Here is a 14916-nt window from a genome sequence, read left to right as displayed (position 1 = left end):
GCGGGCCGGTCGAACCGCTGGTATACATGATCGCCGTCGGCGTCGCCGGGGTGGAATCGTAGACGTCGATTCCGGGGTCGTGAGCCGCGAGCAGTTCGTCGAAGGCGTGTGCCTCGCCCCGCACCGAATCGCCGTCGCCGAGTTCAATCACGTGCTCGAGGTCGGGACACTCGTCGCGGATCTCGTCGACCGTTTCGCGGACGCTCGGATCGACGACGACCGCTTTCGCCTCGCTGTCCGCGAGTCGATACCGCACGGCGTCGCGACCGAAGAGGACGGTCAGCGGCACCGAGACCGCGCCGAGTTTCCAGTTCGCGAGGTGGGTGAGCGGGTTCTGGGGTTTCTGCGGGACCACGACGCCCACCCGATCGCCGGCCCCGACGCCGAGGTCGGCGAGCGCGGCGGCGAGTCGATCCGACAGATCGTCGAGGTCGTCGAAGGAGTAGGTCTCGAGGCCGTCCTCGGGGTCCTCGTACCGTAACGCCGTTCGGCTCGTATCCTCGTGTTTCCGGAGGAAGTCGACGGCGGGGTTGTACTCGTCGGGGAGATCCCACGAAAATTCCTCGCGAGCCGTTTCGTACTCGTCGTATGTCGGCATCACCGTCCAGCTCATGCGGTGGCGTACCGGGGCCAGCACATAGCGTTTTTCGACATGCGCGAACCCCGAATTCGCACGTCCTCGAGGGCGCGTAAAACACGAAGACGCACGACCACGAGGGAGTGGAGGCCGCGTCTCAGCGAGCGTCCCGGGGCCGATCAGTCTTCTTCAGTTTCCTCGGCTTGCGCTTCCTCCTCGTCTTCCGCTTCCCCGGCTTCCGCCTCCTCCTCATCGCCGCCGCTGGTCGATTCCTCGTCCGTTTCATCCTCGCCTTCGACCTCGATCTCCGCTTCGACTTCGATCGTCAACCCGTTCGCCTCGAGTTCGCCCTCGAATTCTCGTTCGTCGCCGACCTCGATCTCGAGTTCGTTTGAGTCCACTTCGACTTCGACCTCGACGTCGACGGTGACTTCGTTGTCCATACGTCTCGTTCACCCGTCGTCCCTAAAGGAATATCGCGTGTTCTCGAAGGCCGAATTCGACCGCTCGATCGCGATCTCGGAAGCGGCAACTCCGTCCGGAACGTATTTTTAGGTTGGCCGAAAATAGGGGGTATGACCGATCCCGTCCGAGTAACGCTCGAGGGACGCGACGAATCCGCCTCCGTTCGCGTCTACGACGACGAGGGCGACGTGTCGACCGACGACGCGACGTTTCGATTCAGCGTCGACGGAGGAAGCGAGGGGGACTCGAGCGGCGATGAGACCGCTGAGACCGCTGAGACCGACGAAGCCGACGAGATTGATGAGACCGACGAGAGCGTTCCCGGTCGACCGGTGACGGCGAGCGACGATCCCCGGCGTATCGCTCCGCTCGCGGCCGTGCCGACGAACGGAACGCTTCGGTGCGAGGCCCGGACCGGAAATCGGGGAATCGAACTGATCCTCCGACGAACGGGCGACGAGGTGTCCGCGTGGCGGAACTCGTGTCCGCACAGACCGACGGTTCGACTCGATCCCGGCCCCGGCGCGATCGTCCGCGACGATCAACTGGTGTGTCACGAACACGGCGCGCGCTTCGAGTGCGGTGATGGCGTCTGTACGGCGGGGCCGTGTCGCGGTGCGACGCTCGACTCCGTCGCCGTGACCGTTCGCGACGAGACCGTCTACCTGATCGACGATCGATTCGATTCGTGCCACCGACTGGACGAGCCGGTCGCGTGATCGGTCCGACCGATTCGTTCGATCGCGACACCGTCGTCTGCCGATAACCGTGTACGAACGAGGACATTTAGCTTCGATAACCGTATACTTCTTTTCCGACTCTCTCCAAACAGGTGTATGTCTCCACCGATCGAGGATGCGCTCACCATTCTGCTGGTCGAACCCAACCCCGGTGACGCGCGTCTGTTCTCCGAGTCGTTCGAGGACGCGAACATCGCGAGCGACATTCACACGGTCACCGACGGCGAAGCGGCGCTCGATTTCGTCCACCAGCGCAACGACCACGCCGCCAGTCCGCGGCCGGACATGATCCTGCTGGACGTGCAGCTCCCCGACGTCGACGGCGCCGATGTCCTCTCCGAACTCAAGTCCGAACGGTCGCTCCGGTCGATCCCCGTGATCGTGCTGACGAGTTCGGCGTCGGAAGAGGACATCGCCCGTTCGTACGACCTCCACGCGAACGCGTACGTCCAGAAACCGGTCGAACCGGACGAATTCATCGATCTCGGCCGCTCGTTCGAAAATTTCTGGCTGACCTTCGTCCGTCTCCCCGGCGAACAATCCCCCTAGACGGCCAAAACAGACCGTTCGGGGCCGCTACAACTCGAGCAGGTCCGGTAGCGCGTTGATCGACTCGAGGACCGCCGCCGCGCCTTCGCGCTCGTACTTCCGCCGCCCCTCCTCGCCCGTCAACCCGCCGGTCAGCACGCCGATGCCGTGGTAGTTCCGGGTCGAATCGGCGTCACCGGCGTTGACCGCCGTCCGGATATCGTCCAGCGTGTCGCCGATGAAGACGACCGACTCGGCGTCGAATCGTCCCGCGAGCGTCGTCAACGCCCGCGGGTGCGGCTTTCCTTCTTCCCAGTCGTCCATCGTAAAGCGGTGCTCGACCGGAATCGCGTCGTCGAGCCCCACCCGACCGAGCGCGATCTCGGCTTCGGCTTCCGGCCGACCGGTCAGGACGCCGACGTCGTCCCCCTCGAGCAGCCGATCTCTCGCGTCGGCTTCGAGCAACACCGGCTCGTCGTGGATGAACCCGTCCGTCTCGCGCTCGAGATCCGGCTCGCCGCCCTCGAGCCCGCGATAGAGCTCGTCGCCGAGGTACAGTTGCTGGAAGACGTCCCGAAGTCGCTCGCGGTTCAGGCGGTCCGTGACGCGCTGGGTCGCCCGCGAGCCGATCGCCTCGCGGACGACGGTCTCGGCCGCCTCAAGGCCGCCGCCCGCGGCGGCGATCCCGTCGGTGTATTCCTCGAGTGACTCGCGATAACCTTCCTCGGTCGCGAGGATGTAGAGCGCGGCGGCGTCCGTCAGCTCCCAGTCGTTGTTGAACCCGCCCGCGTCCTTGAACAGCTGAATGTCGTCCTTGCGGATCGTCCGGTCGTAGACCGCGTCGACGGATTCGACGATCGCCCGTCGATAGGAGTCGGCCACGTCGACGAGTACCCCGTCGATATCGAGGACGACGGCATCTGCGTTCATAGCCGTCCGAACGGGCCGACGGGGATAAAAGAGCCCGATTTCAGAGCGGGCCGAGCCCCACGGCCCACGCCGCCAGAACGAACAGGCCGATCGCGTAGAGCACGTTCGCCCAGAGCCACAAGAGCAGGTTCGCGATGTAGATCACGACGACGATCGGAATACCGAGTAACACCCTCGGCGACCCCCGCCACTCGGCGCGCGACCGATTCCAGAGGACGTTCGCGTCCCCCGTGCTCGGAAACGCGTGCATTCCGATCGAGAGTCCCAGCCAGCCGAGGACGATTGCGGCGGCGATCGTCCCGTTCGAGACGGTCCGGAGATCACCGATCGTCGCGACGAGCGCTGCGAGACCCAGGAACGCAGCGAACGCGACCACCGTGTTGACGAGAAACGGCGCGACGCTGACGACGAACGACGCCCGATACCGCTCGGGCGTGACGTGCTGGACGTACCCCGGTGGATCGCCAAAGCGGAAGTACGCGACCTCGAGGACGGGGACCCCGACGAGATCGCAGGCCTGTTTGTGGGCGAACTCGTGGACGACGACGCCCGGAACCGTAAAGAGTCGGAACAGGAACCGAACGAGGGAGACGATACCGACGACTACTGCCGTCAGTACCGCAACGGCGATTACGGTTACGAGCGCGTAAGTGACGTACTCGGCGTTCACGATCGCAGAAATGTACCGCGCCGGGATAATTCATTCGTGCTGGTCAGTTACGGTCGTGCCGGTCCGTTCAGTCGTGCCGGTCCATCACAGCTACTCCGGCAGCGCTCGAGCGATGTACAGCGTCCCCGCCGCGATCGTCTTCCGTTCGACCGGCACTGCGGGCTGGTCACCGCCCAGTGTCGTAAAGCAGAACTCGGCGTCGACGTTCCGAGCCACCTCGAGCGCCGGTCGGTGGAGTTCCGGCGGCAGGTTGCGCGCGTACACCACGTCTGCGCCCGTATAGACCGCCGGGTCGGGGTCGACGATGTCGTCGCGGACGAACTGCACACCCTCCGGCACGTCTCGATCGTCGATATCGGTCGCGGTGACCGATACCCCTCGTTCCGCGAGCGCGCGAGCGGGGTCGGTCCGGCGGCCGATCCCGATCTCGACGGCACGCTCGTAGCGCGCGAGGTGATCGTTCATCGTCTCGAGATTCCGGCGAGAGTGGGCCACGGCGGGACGTTTATGCCACCCGCGGCCATAGCACTTGCTATGCTCGTCGATATCGTGCCGGTCGGCAACGTGCCCGCCGAGGTCAAGCGGGCGGCCTCCACCGCGTTGCGGTCGGTCTACGACTGCGACGTGACGGTTAACGACTCGCAGTCGGTCCCCAACGGAGCCTACGACTCCGATCGAAACCAGTACTCCGCCGAGACGTTCATTCAGCTCGCCGAGCGGGTCGGCCGCGGCACGAAAAACATCGCGATCACCCCTCACGACCTCTTCTACCGACGGCGCAACTACGTCTTCGGACTGGCCTACCTCGACGGCAGCGGGAGCGTCGTCTCCACCTATCGGCTGCAGACCTCAAGTGACGGCGGCTTCTCGAACCAGAGCGCCGCCGACATCTTCGAGGATCGCGTTCGCAAGGAGATCGTCCACGAGATCGGCCACACCTACGGCCTCGAGCACTGCGACAACAACCGCTGTGTCATGAACTTCTCGCCGACCGTCCGCGAGGTCGACATTAAAGAGGAGAACCTCTGTGGGAGCTGTCAGCGGCTGATCAGCTGACCATTCTACTGCTTCCGTTTTCGAACGAGCCGCATCCTTATATGGCAGAACGACGAATTCAAGTTCGAGATGAGTGCTGAAACCACGGTAACGGTCACCCGGAGCGACGACGGTCGGTATACAGCCGTGGACGCGGAAACCGGCGCGTTCGGTGAAGGTGACTCGAAAGTCGACGCGCTCGCGGACTTGCTCGAATTACTCCAAGCGTTTCGGAAGGTGGAAGAGGCGAGTTCAAAGACTACCGCTGACACAGGGGTCCGGACGGAGACTTCCGTCGACACGGATATTGGCCCGCTCGAGCGATACGAACGTTTGAGCGCTCGAATTCAGAACCGAGTACATGAGGAGGATACTGCCGATGATGTCGTGGAGGACGCTATCGAATGGGCGAGATCACAGTAGTTTTCGACACGAATGTTTTCGTCTCCGCTCTCGGCTGGAACGAGAACCCGGAACGGTGTCTTCTCTATGGCCTCCGCGGAGACATCGAGATGATTGTTTCACCGGCCACAGTTACTGAACTGTGGCGCGTCCTGGCGTACGATCATCTTCCGTTCACCGAGAGCGAACGTATTGCGTTCTACCATCTCGTTTTCCACGCCTCGACGGTCATCACTCCTGACATCGACCTCAGCGTCTCAGACGATTCCGACGATGACCAATTTCTCGAAGCCGCTACCGCCGGGAACGCCGACGTTCTCGTAAGCGGTGACGATCACCTGTTACGTCTCGAGCGCTACGAAGACATCGAAATCGTTGATCCAGCGACGTTCCTCGAAGAGTGGGCTCCCAGCGGCGACGGCGCGGCCGATCAGGGCGCGTAGTAGTACTCGCCCTCGCTTTTCTGCTGGCGATCTAACTGCGACTCGGGCTTGTTGATTCGCGGCCGGGAGGTGCGCTCGTCCCGGCGGAAGGTCACCTCGAGGTTTGCGAGGAACTCGTTCATGCCGTCGCGCATCGGCTGGGGTCGGCCGGCGTGGCCCTGAACGGCGGGTTCGCCGTCGAAGACCATCAGCCGATCCGCGAGCAGATCCATCATGTAGATGTCGTGGTCGATGACCATCACGGTGGCGTCCTGCTGTTCGGCGTAGCGCCGAATCGCCTTGGAGGCCTGAACCCGCTGTTCGACGTCGAGGTGCGCGGAGGGTTCGTCGAGCAGGTAGAGGTCCGCCGAATCGGAGAGGCAGGCCGCGATGGCGACCCGCTGGCGCTCGCCGCCGGAGAGATCCGACAGGTTCTGCTCCATGATCCGCTCTAACTGGAGCGGCTGGGCGATCTCGGTGTTCCAGTACGAGGAGCCGAACTGGTCCGTAATCGACGAGAGGAACGCGTCGACCCGCATGTGCTGGTCGATCGTGACGTACTGGGGTTTGTAGGAGATATCGAGATCGAGGTCGGTGTCGCCGCCATCGGGCGTGAGGTTCCCGGTGAGCAACTTCGCGAACGTCGACTTCCCGATCCCGTTCGGACCGACGACTCCTAGCACTTCGTTCTCGCGAATCGCGCCGCCCTCGACCTCGAGGGAGAACTCGCCCTCGCCGTAGCTCTTGGTGAGGTCGGGGTACTCCACGAGCGTGTCGCCGTAGGTTTCGGTTCGGGGCGCGTGCTCCTCGAACTCGATCGGATCCGGCCGGATCCGCATGTTCTCGTTGTCGAGGTAACCCGAGAGGTACTCGTTGATTCCGTTGCGGACCGATTTCGGCGAGGTGATGACGCCGTACGCACCCGGCTCACCGTAGGCGACGTGGAGCGTGTCCGCGAGCAGGTCGAGGATCGCGAGGTCGTGCTCGACGACGAGTACCGATTTGCCTTCCTCCTCGGCGAGTTCGCGGATCAGCCGCGCCGCCGTCACGCGCTGGCCGATGTCCAGATACGGCGTGACCTCGTCGAGGAAGTAGAAGTCCGTATCGCGGGCGAGCGTGGCCGCGATGGCGACCCGCTGGAGCTCGCCACCGGAGAGGTCGTCGATCGACTGCTCCATGACCGGCCCGATCGAGAGCCGCTCGACCAGTGCGTCGAGCGCACCGCGCTCGTCGGTCCGCTCGAGCAACTGTCGGGTGTTCCCGTCGAAACTGTTCGGGATCTGATCGACGTACTGGGGCTTTCGCGCGATCGTGATGTCGCCGTCGCGCACGTCCGCGATGTAGTCCTGCAGTTCGGTCCCGCGGTAGGCCTCGAGCACCTCGTCCCAGCCCGGTTCCTCCTCGTGCCTGCCGAGATTGGGCTCGAGTTCGCCGGCCAGAATACGGACGGCGGTCGTCTTCCCGATCCCGTTCGGACCGAGGATCCCAGTGACCTGGCCCTCCTGCGGTGCGGGGAGGCCGTAGAGCGAGAAGGCGTTCTCGCCGTAGCGGTGGACGGGCTCGTCTTGGAGTTCCTGCGGGAGGTTGATGATCTCGATCGCGTCGAAGGGACACTTCTCGACGCAGATCCCGCAGGTCTCGCCCAGACAGATCTCCTCGGAGATGTGGATCTGTTCGGGCTGGCCCTCGGCGGCCTCCTCGCCGCGGAGGGTGATGCACTCCTTCCCGGTTCGATTCGGCGGACAGTAGTTCTTGCACTCGTAGCTGCACCGATCGGGCTGACACCGGTCTAAGTCTACGACGGCGATGCTGTCATCCGCCATGGTTACCCCGAGAACTCCGCGGTCAGCAGAATGCCCCACGTCACGAACCACAGCGAGAAGGTCATGAACGCGATGAACAGGTAGTGTTTCGCCCCGAACTCGTCCTCGCCGTAGATCCCCGAGACGTTGATGAGGATGTACTGGACGAGGATCGCCCCCAGAACGAACGCGAGCGCCTGCGTGTTCTGGGCCGCGGTCTGGGAGAGCCCGACCCAGTTCGCGGAGGCAAGCGCCGCACCGACGCCCAGCAGCGCGGACAGGGCGGTTACGCTGACCGAGCGAATGTGCTCGCGCCGGTCACTAATCGATTCGGTCGACATGGATAGATGTCCGCGGGCGGGGCTGAAAAGGCGTTCGGGTTGGCCCCGCTAGTATGCCTCCTCCATGGCAGATCGCAAATATGGCGGGTACTGGTTACTTCTCACTGCACCGGTCGCACTCATCGAGCGACAAACGGCGGGCTCGATAGCGGGAAGTAGCGGTAAGACAACAGTATTGGAGCGGCGTTATGCATTCCCGGGCTGAGGGACGACTCGTACCCTGAGTCCGCCCTTGATCCGAGTTCAGACAGCGCGCGAACCAGTGTCTTCAGGCTGCGTCGGTTCTGGTCGCGACGTCGAAGTTATCCTCATTATCGTAGGCAGTGACCGTTAACGTATAATCGGTACTAGAAGTGGGGTGGTTGCTATCGTCCGGTTCGATCACGACGGCAGGATTGTTCCCGGTTCCTTTTCGATCGTATGAATTTCCGCTTACGTCGTCGATGCGGGTTCCAACAACTCCGTCGGTTTCCGTGGTGATCTTGTACTCCACACGGTCAAGTTCGAAGTCGTTGGCAGTGACCTCGACCTGCTGGATGCCCCAGCTGTCGTTGTTCGCTTCGAATTTCTTCACCTTCTTGATCTCGACTGCGCCCGACGTATTACCTGCCACGGCCTCTGTTTCTCGGATCGCTTGGAACGAAAACTTCGAATCTACCGTGGTAGCCGTGATTGAAACTGGGATCATAGTGCCGTTGACGCTAGCCTCGATGTCGACAGCGGCCGAATCGGTTGAGCCGGCGGTGGCAGCGGCCAACGAGAACGTGACCGTATTTCCGGAATTACCATCTGGGCCGTACAGCGTCCCCTGCGTGTTGTCCTCGAGTTCGATCGCCACACTCATACTGTCTGTGACGTTGTTCGTGACCTCAACCAGTAGCTCCCGGCTGTTCTTCTTGACGGTGTCGTTCACCAAGAGACCGACGAGCGCATCCTGATCATCGACCACGTCCACATTTGTTCCTCGGGACGCAGTCAGCCCCGAGAATCCGAAGGTCTGGAGGTTTCCTACCCCAGCAACGACTCCGCCGCTGGCGATCAGCCCGAGAGCTGCCCGTCGCGTCAGCCCAGACTTATCAACCACAGTACCCTCCGTGCGTTGTGCCCGAGCCGATAGTCGCACTGTCCGATAGCGTCCCGTTGACGATCGTTGGCACGACGACAGTCGCCGCCCCCCCGGCCTCAGCAGACCGGCTCCTGACAGTTCCGTGCATTCGTTTCATCGTTACGGTGGCCTCTGCATTTCGCCGAGTCGCATTCGCCGATTCTGAACTACGTGGACGACCGCCGAAACCCCGAACAGCGCGAATACGAGTGTCGCCCACCCGAGTTCCGGTACCGTGTCAGTAGGCACCACCTCGAACCACAACCCCCCCCATCACGATCAAGCCGACGGCGGTCAGCCCCAGATAGTAGACACCCCACGGGACCGAATCGCCGGGGACGATGTCGAGGTAAACATCCAGTTCGGCTGCCTCGTCAGTGAGTTCAATCGTTCGGTCGTCGAACTCGATCATATCTGCTCGCTCGAGCGTGGGCAGATGTGTTTGTTGAAGCGAGGTGTAGACACGCTTTCGCTCAGCCGACGTGATCGCTTCGACCTCTTTGTCGAGTTCCCAGGCGGCGACGTGTTCGGCGAGATCGCCGAGCGTAACGGCCTCGCCCTCGCGCTTGCAGTAGTGGATGGTGTATCGGCGACGCTGGTTGCTCAGCAGGTCGAAAATCTCGCCCTCTCGAGACTGTTCGTCCTGATCTGTTGACCCAGCTGTCTTCGGTTGGCTTTCGCTGATCGCCATCCCCCTAATCAATGGAATAACAGGTCTACTGATACATAACGCTTGTTGCAACATTACGATATCATAACTCTTGATCGGTAGCGCTGGGTTCATGGTCGTCGATCCCCGTTGCACAGCGATTTTATGTTGTGGCTGATAGTCTCATGCTGATGCTGGCCCCAATTCAATCACCCAACCACTATATGGTCAGTATTGACCTCGATACCTGGGTCATCGTGGGAACTGGTTTTGTCACCGGTGCTATTATCCGATTTCCCTTCACCAACATCGACTTGATCTCCCTTCTCGTTGACAGGGGCAGGAGCTGCGATATCCGCAGTTGGTATTTTATCGACTTCCACGAGAACGATCACGTCATTGAAATTTGGATCTCCAGGTGTATTGGTTTCTTTAGCTTGGTCCCAGTAGTCGTCTGGATCCATCGAACCCGGTGCTTCGTCAGTCAATTCAAACAAGAAGACGAATTCCTGATCTTCTTTCAGGTCGAGATATCCTGTTCCGTTCTCGAATTCACCACCGAACAAGTCACGGTCACCGTGCTCGAGCACTTCATCGGCGCTCTGTTGGCGTTGATGGCCGGCTCGGAGTTCTGGAACCGTATTGTTCTCGCTATCTCTAACACGGACGTTTGCGTTGTTCGAGCCGGTCGTTGCATCCACGTTCAGTGACTCGCCACTGATGTCCATACAATCGTAGTGGTCCCAATAACCGTTACCGTCGTATTCTGACCACGTATCGTGGTAATCGTACGTCTCACCGTCAGAGTACATATCAGTATTCTTCTTATCGTAATCCCCACAGGAGTGCAACGTCGAACTCAGAGTTAGACTTACTCTTTCCTGAGTTGTGAAGTTATATCTCCAAATCTTATCTCTCGTATCGTGTGTGTTGAGATTTTGAGCTTCGGGAGATCTTGATTGTCCATAACCGCTGCTTCCCCAGTTATCGGGCTGAAGCGTATTTCGGTCACCAGTCGGAACCCCCTCCTCATTGACAGTCTGTGTAATAATTTCTGTAGTTACCGGAGCCCATTGTTTCTGATAGACATCATATTCTTTCCATTCTCCCGGTCCATTCCAGGTCCAATCTCCGTATTCACTTTCCTCAAGTCTCAGTTCTCGACCGCCGCTCTCAACCCACTGGGGTTCGTAATCGCCATTATATTCCCACCCTCCATTATCAGTCCGTCTCCCTAAGTCGACATCCCACTTACCATTTTCGTCTCTTTGCCACTTACCCTCTTTTTTATCACCGCCGGTGAGCTCAACACGTGCCTCGCCAGTTGGCCCTTCAGCCGAAACCTCGGTTCCAAGAACGGAAACGTTGACTTGGTTTCCAGGATCAAGGTGGAGTTCCGTCTCACCGGGATCGACACCTGTTGTGATTGTGAACGTCCTCAAATCACTTCTCTCATCGCCAGTATCGATTCGATAGCTGTGATTGCCGTAGAGCATTCGGCTCGAGTTGATCGTCCATTTGACTGTCGTCGTTGCACCGTATGTTCCATTAACAATGCTTGCTTCGATGTTTTCATATGCATCAGGCGTCTCATCATCGAGATACTCGAGTTCAAGATCGACCGATTGGTCACTCGTATTCTCGATACCGATATTCTGTACCTCTGCTGTGATGGTCACGTTCTCTTTGACCTTATGGTCCACGTTCGACACTTCAAAATACGGATTAGCTGTCCCGACATAGAACGCTCCAGGCGTATCAATCACATCGTCTTCAGTTTCAATCAAGTATTTATAGGTTTCACCATGAGAAAATTTCTCCATCTCAGTTGAGTTGAGTTCAAATTTAAGCTCTGGATGTCCGATCGTTTTAGTATCCCTATCGTCAATAGTGAGGTTTCTGTGCTCTTTTTCTAGAATTTTCGCATTCAGTTCCTCATCCCAAATTGACACACTGATATTCTGACTGTCCTTTCGCTCACCAGTGTTCTCGATTGTCGTTTTAATGCTAAAGACTGCATTTGTCCCAGCGTTCCCGCCACCTTTCCCGTTGTTAGCACTATTACCATTATTGCCACTCTTACCGGTAAGAGACCGGGCGAGTCGTTGTTCATGATTTAATGGTTTACCACCGGGTCCTTGAAGTCCGTAATCTTTAGCTACAATGAACATCGCAGGGTCAAATGGTTCTCTAACATTCTCAATTCTCACGGTAACATTTTCTGCACCGGGATCATGGGTCACACTCGCATTTCCGTCAAATTCGGACTGGAGATACTGATACCATCCTTCGTGATAACTACTCGTGATGCGGAATGCGACGTTAGTACCATTGGGACAGCCAGCTGCAGTTTGCTTGATTTCTTCAGTAAGTTTCGTTGCTCTGCTATGGTCAGCTCGAGCCACCGCTTCGGAACCGCCGAAATCACCGTTGTCGAGTTGGAGGATCTGCAGTTTGAGCGTGTCGTTGTCGTATCCGATATCCGGCTCGGAGACGATGCGGGTTTGACCGTTGGTTGTTTCCCAGACGCCACCGCCCTGATGGGCGATCGTGCCGCCGGCCTGCTCGTACTCGAGCGTTCCGAGACTGTCCGCAACGGAACAACCCGGGTCGCTCCACGGGTCGCTACTCGAGCCGTTGGCGTACCAGGCGACCTCGATTCGTCCGTCGCCGGTCACGTCAGCCGGTCCCACGCCGTCGGGGAGTACCTGTTCCGTCTTCGTTTCCGCGACCGTCGAGAGCCGATGGTCGGTTTCCAGCATGAACTGCTGTGCCTGCTCCCTGTCGGCTTCCGACTGAATCGCGTCGAACATCGCCGAGCCGGCGACGAACACCAGCATCGCGCCCATCATCACGAGCGCGAACAGCAGAATAATGCCGATGACTGGACTGGCGGCCCGCGTCTCCGAATCGCGGGTAGTTCTCCAGTCTCCTCCTTCTTTGTTGGCCATTACTTGCTTAATAGCTCACCGGTCATAAAAGCATACATGATATTTCGAAAATACTGACCAACATGCACACTGTCAAGTACCGCTTGAGTGGGTCTTCTGTCCTCGCTCGGTACCCGATTATCGACGATGTCTTCTGGTAGTCGTACAGTGGTGTGTCGTTTCCGTCTCCGACTTTTGATGTGACAGTGGCTCGGAAACGCAGCCATCGTCAGTCGACCACCGATCCCTCGAGTCGCTGGCGCTCGCAGATTGATCGATGGCATTTCAGGGAGGGCTTGCGGCCATATGCGGCCCCGAGTATCAGTTCAAGATCGGCCTGAACGGCCGTATGGCCGGTCTTTCGGGTGTTCTGGATACTCAATACAAAGTGGGTGACGTTCCTGGGACCGAGTAGGAACTGCGTTCTGGCACCCGTCGCAGGTCGGTGCTGGGACGTGGAACGGAGATCATACCAATGAGAATGAATCGACGTAATGTGTTAGTTGGACTGGGAACGATTGTCGCGGGCGGCGGAGCCGCGCTCGGAACGGGCGCGTTTAGTAGCGTGGAAGCAGACCGGACCGTGAACGTGAGTGTTGAGGGTGACAGTAGCGCGTTCCTGCAACTTGATCCGTCACCGAGCGGATACGCCAATAACACGGATGGAACACTACAGATAGATCTCGACGCCAACGGACCGTCCAGCGGGAACGGTCTCAACGCGAACGCGACGACGACGATCGGTCCGCTGTTCACCGCTGGCAACGAGAGCGACGGGGGAATCGATCTCCATATCACTGCTGACGGTTCCGCTTCGAACATCACGGTCAACGAAGGAACCGCGATCGAAAACACCGTCACGGATGGCACTAATGACCTGGGTACCATCGAGTTCATCTTCATGGATTCGGGTGATAAGGCGATCGTCAGCAACGATGGTTCGAACAGCGTCAACATCGCTCAGACGAACACTGAAGACATTACGCTCAAGATCAACGTTCCTGATATCAACCCGAGCAACATCGACTCCAGTACGTTTCTCGACACTATCACTATCGTTGCGAACGATGACGGTACGTAACGACGATCCGCACACCCTCTCCAGAAGGATGACTTCTCTCTCTCTCTCTCAGTTCGAGGAGTCGAGTCTCATGATTGGGACTTCGGTCCACGTCCGTCAGATCCGCGGTGTGGCAGACCGTCGACCGGCTTCACTTTCAGTATAGCATCTTGACCAGCTCCCGAACGACGTGATACCGCGCTTTCAGATGCCGTCCAACAGAGTACTACTCACCGCCGCTGCAGTTTGCTTTCTCGTGGCGCTCGTAGTACCGACAGCCGCGGTAACGCTGGGTGAAGATCGTGAAGCTGATGGCGTTTTCATGGAGCCGACCGACTCCCGATATGCCACGATTGACGGTGGCGAACTCAGACTCAACCTCGAGAAACTCAACGATCGCGCAATCACCCGGGCAGACGATGTCTTTACGATCACCGTTACCAACGACGACGTCGAGCACCTCTGGATCGAGAACGACGTTCCCGGACTCACCTTCTACCGAGGCGGCGATCCGACCGCGACGATCAGTGAATCGCGCCCGCTCACGCCGACGTCGGGCTCGAGGACCAGTATCGGCGTCGCGGTCGACACCCACGAGGCGGTCAGCGGGACGAAGACGTTCACGGTCGTCGCGCAGCACGAGGACGAGGACGAAACCGAGTCCGATATCGACGGCTCGAACCTGAGCGTTTCGCCGACGGCCGTGAAAGCGGGCGAGACGGTCACTGTCAACGCGACCTACCGAAACAACGGGGACGGATGGGGCACCGAGACGGCCCGGCTGACGGTCGATGGGACCGTCGTCGATCGGCGAACGATCGCCCTCTCGTCGGGCGAGGAAGAGACCGTCAGCTTCGAACGGCGCATGGAGTGGCCCGGCACGTACGATGTCGGGATCGAGGGCGTCGGCACCGAGTCGGTGACCGTCGAGGGTCCGCAAGTCGAGGTCTCGAGCGCCACTATCGACGATACCACGATCACCGCCGGAGAGACCGCTACCGTCCGGGCGACGGTTCGGAATCCATCCGATAGGTCACTCGAGCGCACGCTCGAGCTGGCGGTCGACGGCATCGTCGTCGATACCAGAACCGTGTCGATCCCGGCGAACGGCGAGCAGACGGTGACCTTCGAGCGGCGGTTCGGGGCGGCGGCGACCTACGAGGTCGGGGTCAGCGGCGTATCTGCAGGCACGGTGACCGTCGAGGAGCCGGGACCGTTTTCGATCCAGAACCGCGAACTCTCGGCGGCGACGACGGCGGC

General features: G+C 59.8%; 16 protein-coding genes and 1 pseudogene. 7 read left to right on the top strand and 10 right to left on the bottom strand.

All coding sequences use genetic code 11. The features are described 5' to 3' along the window. Both PGX04_RS03010 and PGX04_RS03005 read right to left on the bottom strand, forming a co-directional pair. A partial coding sequence (locus PGX04_RS03010; protein WP_273737160.1) for an AMP-binding protein occupies nt 1-613 on the bottom strand: 613 nt, incomplete at its 3' end. A 143-nt stretch (nt 614-756) separates the two neighbouring features. Further along, the gene (locus tag PGX04_RS03005) at nt 757-1020 is read right to left on the bottom strand and encodes a hypothetical protein (protein ID WP_273737159.1); all 264 of its coding nucleotides are present in this window, start codon (nt 1018-1020) and stop codon (nt 757-759) included. A 132-nt stretch (nt 1021-1152) separates the two neighbouring features. On the opposite strand from PGX04_RS03005, the gene PGX04_RS03000 reads away from it, so the two are divergent. Together PGX04_RS03000 and PGX04_RS02995 are read left to right on the top strand one after the other, a co-directional pair. After that, on the top strand, nt 1153-1761 hold the full coding sequence (locus PGX04_RS03000) for a Rieske (2Fe-2S) protein (RefSeq protein WP_273737158.1): 609 nt from the start codon (nt 1153-1155) through the stop codon (nt 1759-1761). Between the two features lie 117 nt (nt 1762-1878). Beyond that, nucleotides 1879-2331, top strand: coding sequence for a response regulator (locus PGX04_RS02995; protein WP_273737157.1), 453 nt, complete (start codon nt 1879-1881; stop codon nt 2329-2331). 27 nt (nt 2332-2358) lie between these two features. Here PGX04_RS02995 and PGX04_RS02990 read toward each other — a convergent pair whose 3' ends face one another. The 3 genes from PGX04_RS02990 to PGX04_RS02980 form a co-directional block, all read right to left on the bottom strand. Next, entirely contained in the window at nt 2359-3240 is an 882-nt protein-coding gene (locus PGX04_RS02990) for a TIGR01548 family HAD-type hydrolase (protein ID WP_273737156.1), read from the bottom strand. Between the two features lie 40 nt (nt 3241-3280). Then, a complete protein-coding gene (locus PGX04_RS02985) occupies nt 3281-3910 on the bottom strand; it encodes a metalloprotease family protein (protein ID WP_273737155.1) in 630 nt (209 codons plus the stop codon). A gap of 90 nt (nt 3911-4000) precedes the next feature. Further along, entirely contained in the window at nt 4001-4405 is a 405-nt protein-coding gene (locus PGX04_RS02980) for a UPF0146 family protein (RefSeq protein WP_273737154.1), read from the bottom strand. Between the two features lie 39 nt (nt 4406-4444). Here PGX04_RS02980 and PGX04_RS02975 point away from each other — a divergent pair, with 39 nt between their 5' ends. The 3 genes from PGX04_RS02975 to PGX04_RS02965 all read left to right on the top strand — a co-directional run bounded on the left by PGX04_RS02975 (nt 4445) and on the right by PGX04_RS02965 (nt 5790). After that, the gene (locus PGX04_RS02975) at nt 4445-4966 is read left to right on the top strand and encodes an archaemetzincin family Zn-dependent metalloprotease (protein ID WP_273737153.1); all 522 of its coding nucleotides are present in this window, start codon (nt 4445-4447) and stop codon (nt 4964-4966) included. A gap of 69 nt (nt 4967-5035) precedes the next feature. Then, complete coding sequence (locus PGX04_RS02970; protein WP_273737152.1) at nt 5036-5368, top strand: type II toxin-antitoxin system HicB family antitoxin; 333 nt, start codon at nt 5036-5038, stop codon at nt 5366-5368. After that, nucleotides 5350-5790, top strand: a complete 441-nt coding sequence (locus tag PGX04_RS02965; RefSeq protein ID WP_273737151.1) for a putative toxin-antitoxin system toxin component, PIN family — start codon at nt 5350-5352, stop codon at nt 5788-5790. The genes PGX04_RS02970 and PGX04_RS02965 overlap by 19 nt, the downstream gene beginning before the upstream one ends. Here PGX04_RS02965 and PGX04_RS02960 read toward each other — a convergent pair. The 5 genes and pseudogenes from PGX04_RS02960 to PGX04_RS02940 form a co-directional block, all read right to left on the bottom strand. After that, nucleotides 5778-7592, bottom strand: a complete 1815-nt coding sequence (locus tag PGX04_RS02960; RefSeq protein ID WP_273737150.1) for a ribosome biogenesis/translation initiation ATPase RLI — start codon at nt 7590-7592, stop codon at nt 5778-5780. The genes PGX04_RS02965 and PGX04_RS02960 overlap by 13 nt on opposite strands. A gap of 2 nt (nt 7593-7594) precedes the next feature. Then, complete coding sequence (locus tag PGX04_RS02955; protein ID WP_273737149.1) at nt 7595-7912, bottom strand: EMC6-like membrane protein; 318 nt, start codon at nt 7910-7912, stop codon at nt 7595-7597. Between the two features lie 268 nt (nt 7913-8180). Further along, nucleotides 8181-8867, bottom strand: a complete 687-nt coding sequence (locus tag PGX04_RS02950; RefSeq protein WP_273737148.1) for a hypothetical protein — start codon at nt 8865-8867, stop codon at nt 8181-8183. Between the two features lie 270 nt (nt 8868-9137). Continuing rightward, nucleotides 9138-9708 (bottom strand): annotated as a pseudogene (locus PGX04_RS02945) (DUF7344 domain-containing protein). 167 nt (nt 9709-9875) lie between these two features. Continuing rightward, nucleotides 9876-12617, bottom strand: a complete 2742-nt coding sequence (locus PGX04_RS02940) for a DUF7289 family protein (RefSeq protein WP_273737147.1) — start codon at nt 12615-12617, stop codon at nt 9876-9878. Nucleotides 12618-13077: 460 nt separating this feature from the next. Between PGX04_RS02940 and PGX04_RS02935 the strand changes: the two genes are divergently transcribed. Next, nucleotides 13078-13677 carry a hypothetical protein gene (locus PGX04_RS02935; protein ID WP_273737146.1) on the top strand — a complete coding sequence of 200 codons (600 nt, stop codon included), beginning with the start codon at nt 13078-13080 and terminating at the stop codon, nt 13675-13677. Between the two features lie 187 nt (nt 13678-13864). Beyond that, the coding region (locus PGX04_RS02930; protein ID WP_273737145.1) for a CARDB domain-containing protein at nt 13865-14916 on the top strand (1052 nt) is incomplete at its 3' end.

The organism is Natrinema soli, from assembly GCF_028618695.1.
Note: the sequence above shows the minus strand (reverse complement) of the source record. Positions and strands in the feature narration are given on the sequence as shown.

Coding starts and splice junctions, on each gene's coding strand:
- PGX04_RS03005 (WP_273737159.1), bottom strand. CDS start 1,020: ATGGACAACGAAGTCACCGTCGACGTCGAGGTCGAAGTCGAAGTGGAC.
- PGX04_RS03000 (WP_273737158.1), top strand. CDS start 1,153: ATGACCGATCCCGTCCGAGTAACGCTCGAGGGACGCGACGAATCCGCC.
- PGX04_RS02995 (WP_273737157.1), top strand. CDS start 1,879: ATGTCTCCACCGATCGAGGATGCGCTCACCATTCTGCTGGTCGAACCC.
- PGX04_RS02990 (WP_273737156.1), bottom strand. CDS start 3,240: ATGAACGCAGATGCCGTCGTCCTCGATATCGACGGGGTACTCGTCGAC.
- PGX04_RS02975 (WP_273737153.1), top strand. CDS start 4,445: ATGCTCGTCGATATCGTGCCGGTCGGCAACGTGCCCGCCGAGGTCAAG.
- PGX04_RS02970 (WP_273737152.1), top strand. CDS start 5,036: ATGAGTGCTGAAACCACGGTAACGGTCACCCGGAGCGACGACGGTCGG.
- PGX04_RS02965 (WP_273737151.1), top strand. CDS start 5,350: ATGGGCGAGATCACAGTAGTTTTCGACACGAATGTTTTCGTCTCCGCT.
- PGX04_RS02960 (WP_273737150.1), bottom strand. CDS start 7,592: ATGGCGGATGACAGCATCGCCGTCGTAGACTTAGACCGGTGTCAGCCC.
- PGX04_RS02955 (WP_273737149.1), bottom strand. CDS start 7,912: ATGTCGACCGAATCGATTAGTGACCGGCGCGAGCACATTCGCTCGGTC.
- PGX04_RS02940 (WP_273737147.1), bottom strand. CDS start 12,617: ATGGCCAACAAAGAAGGAGGAGACTGGAGAACTACCCGCGATTCGGAG.
- PGX04_RS02935 (WP_273737146.1), top strand. CDS start 13,078: ATGAATCGACGTAATGTGTTAGTTGGACTGGGAACGATTGTCGCGGGC.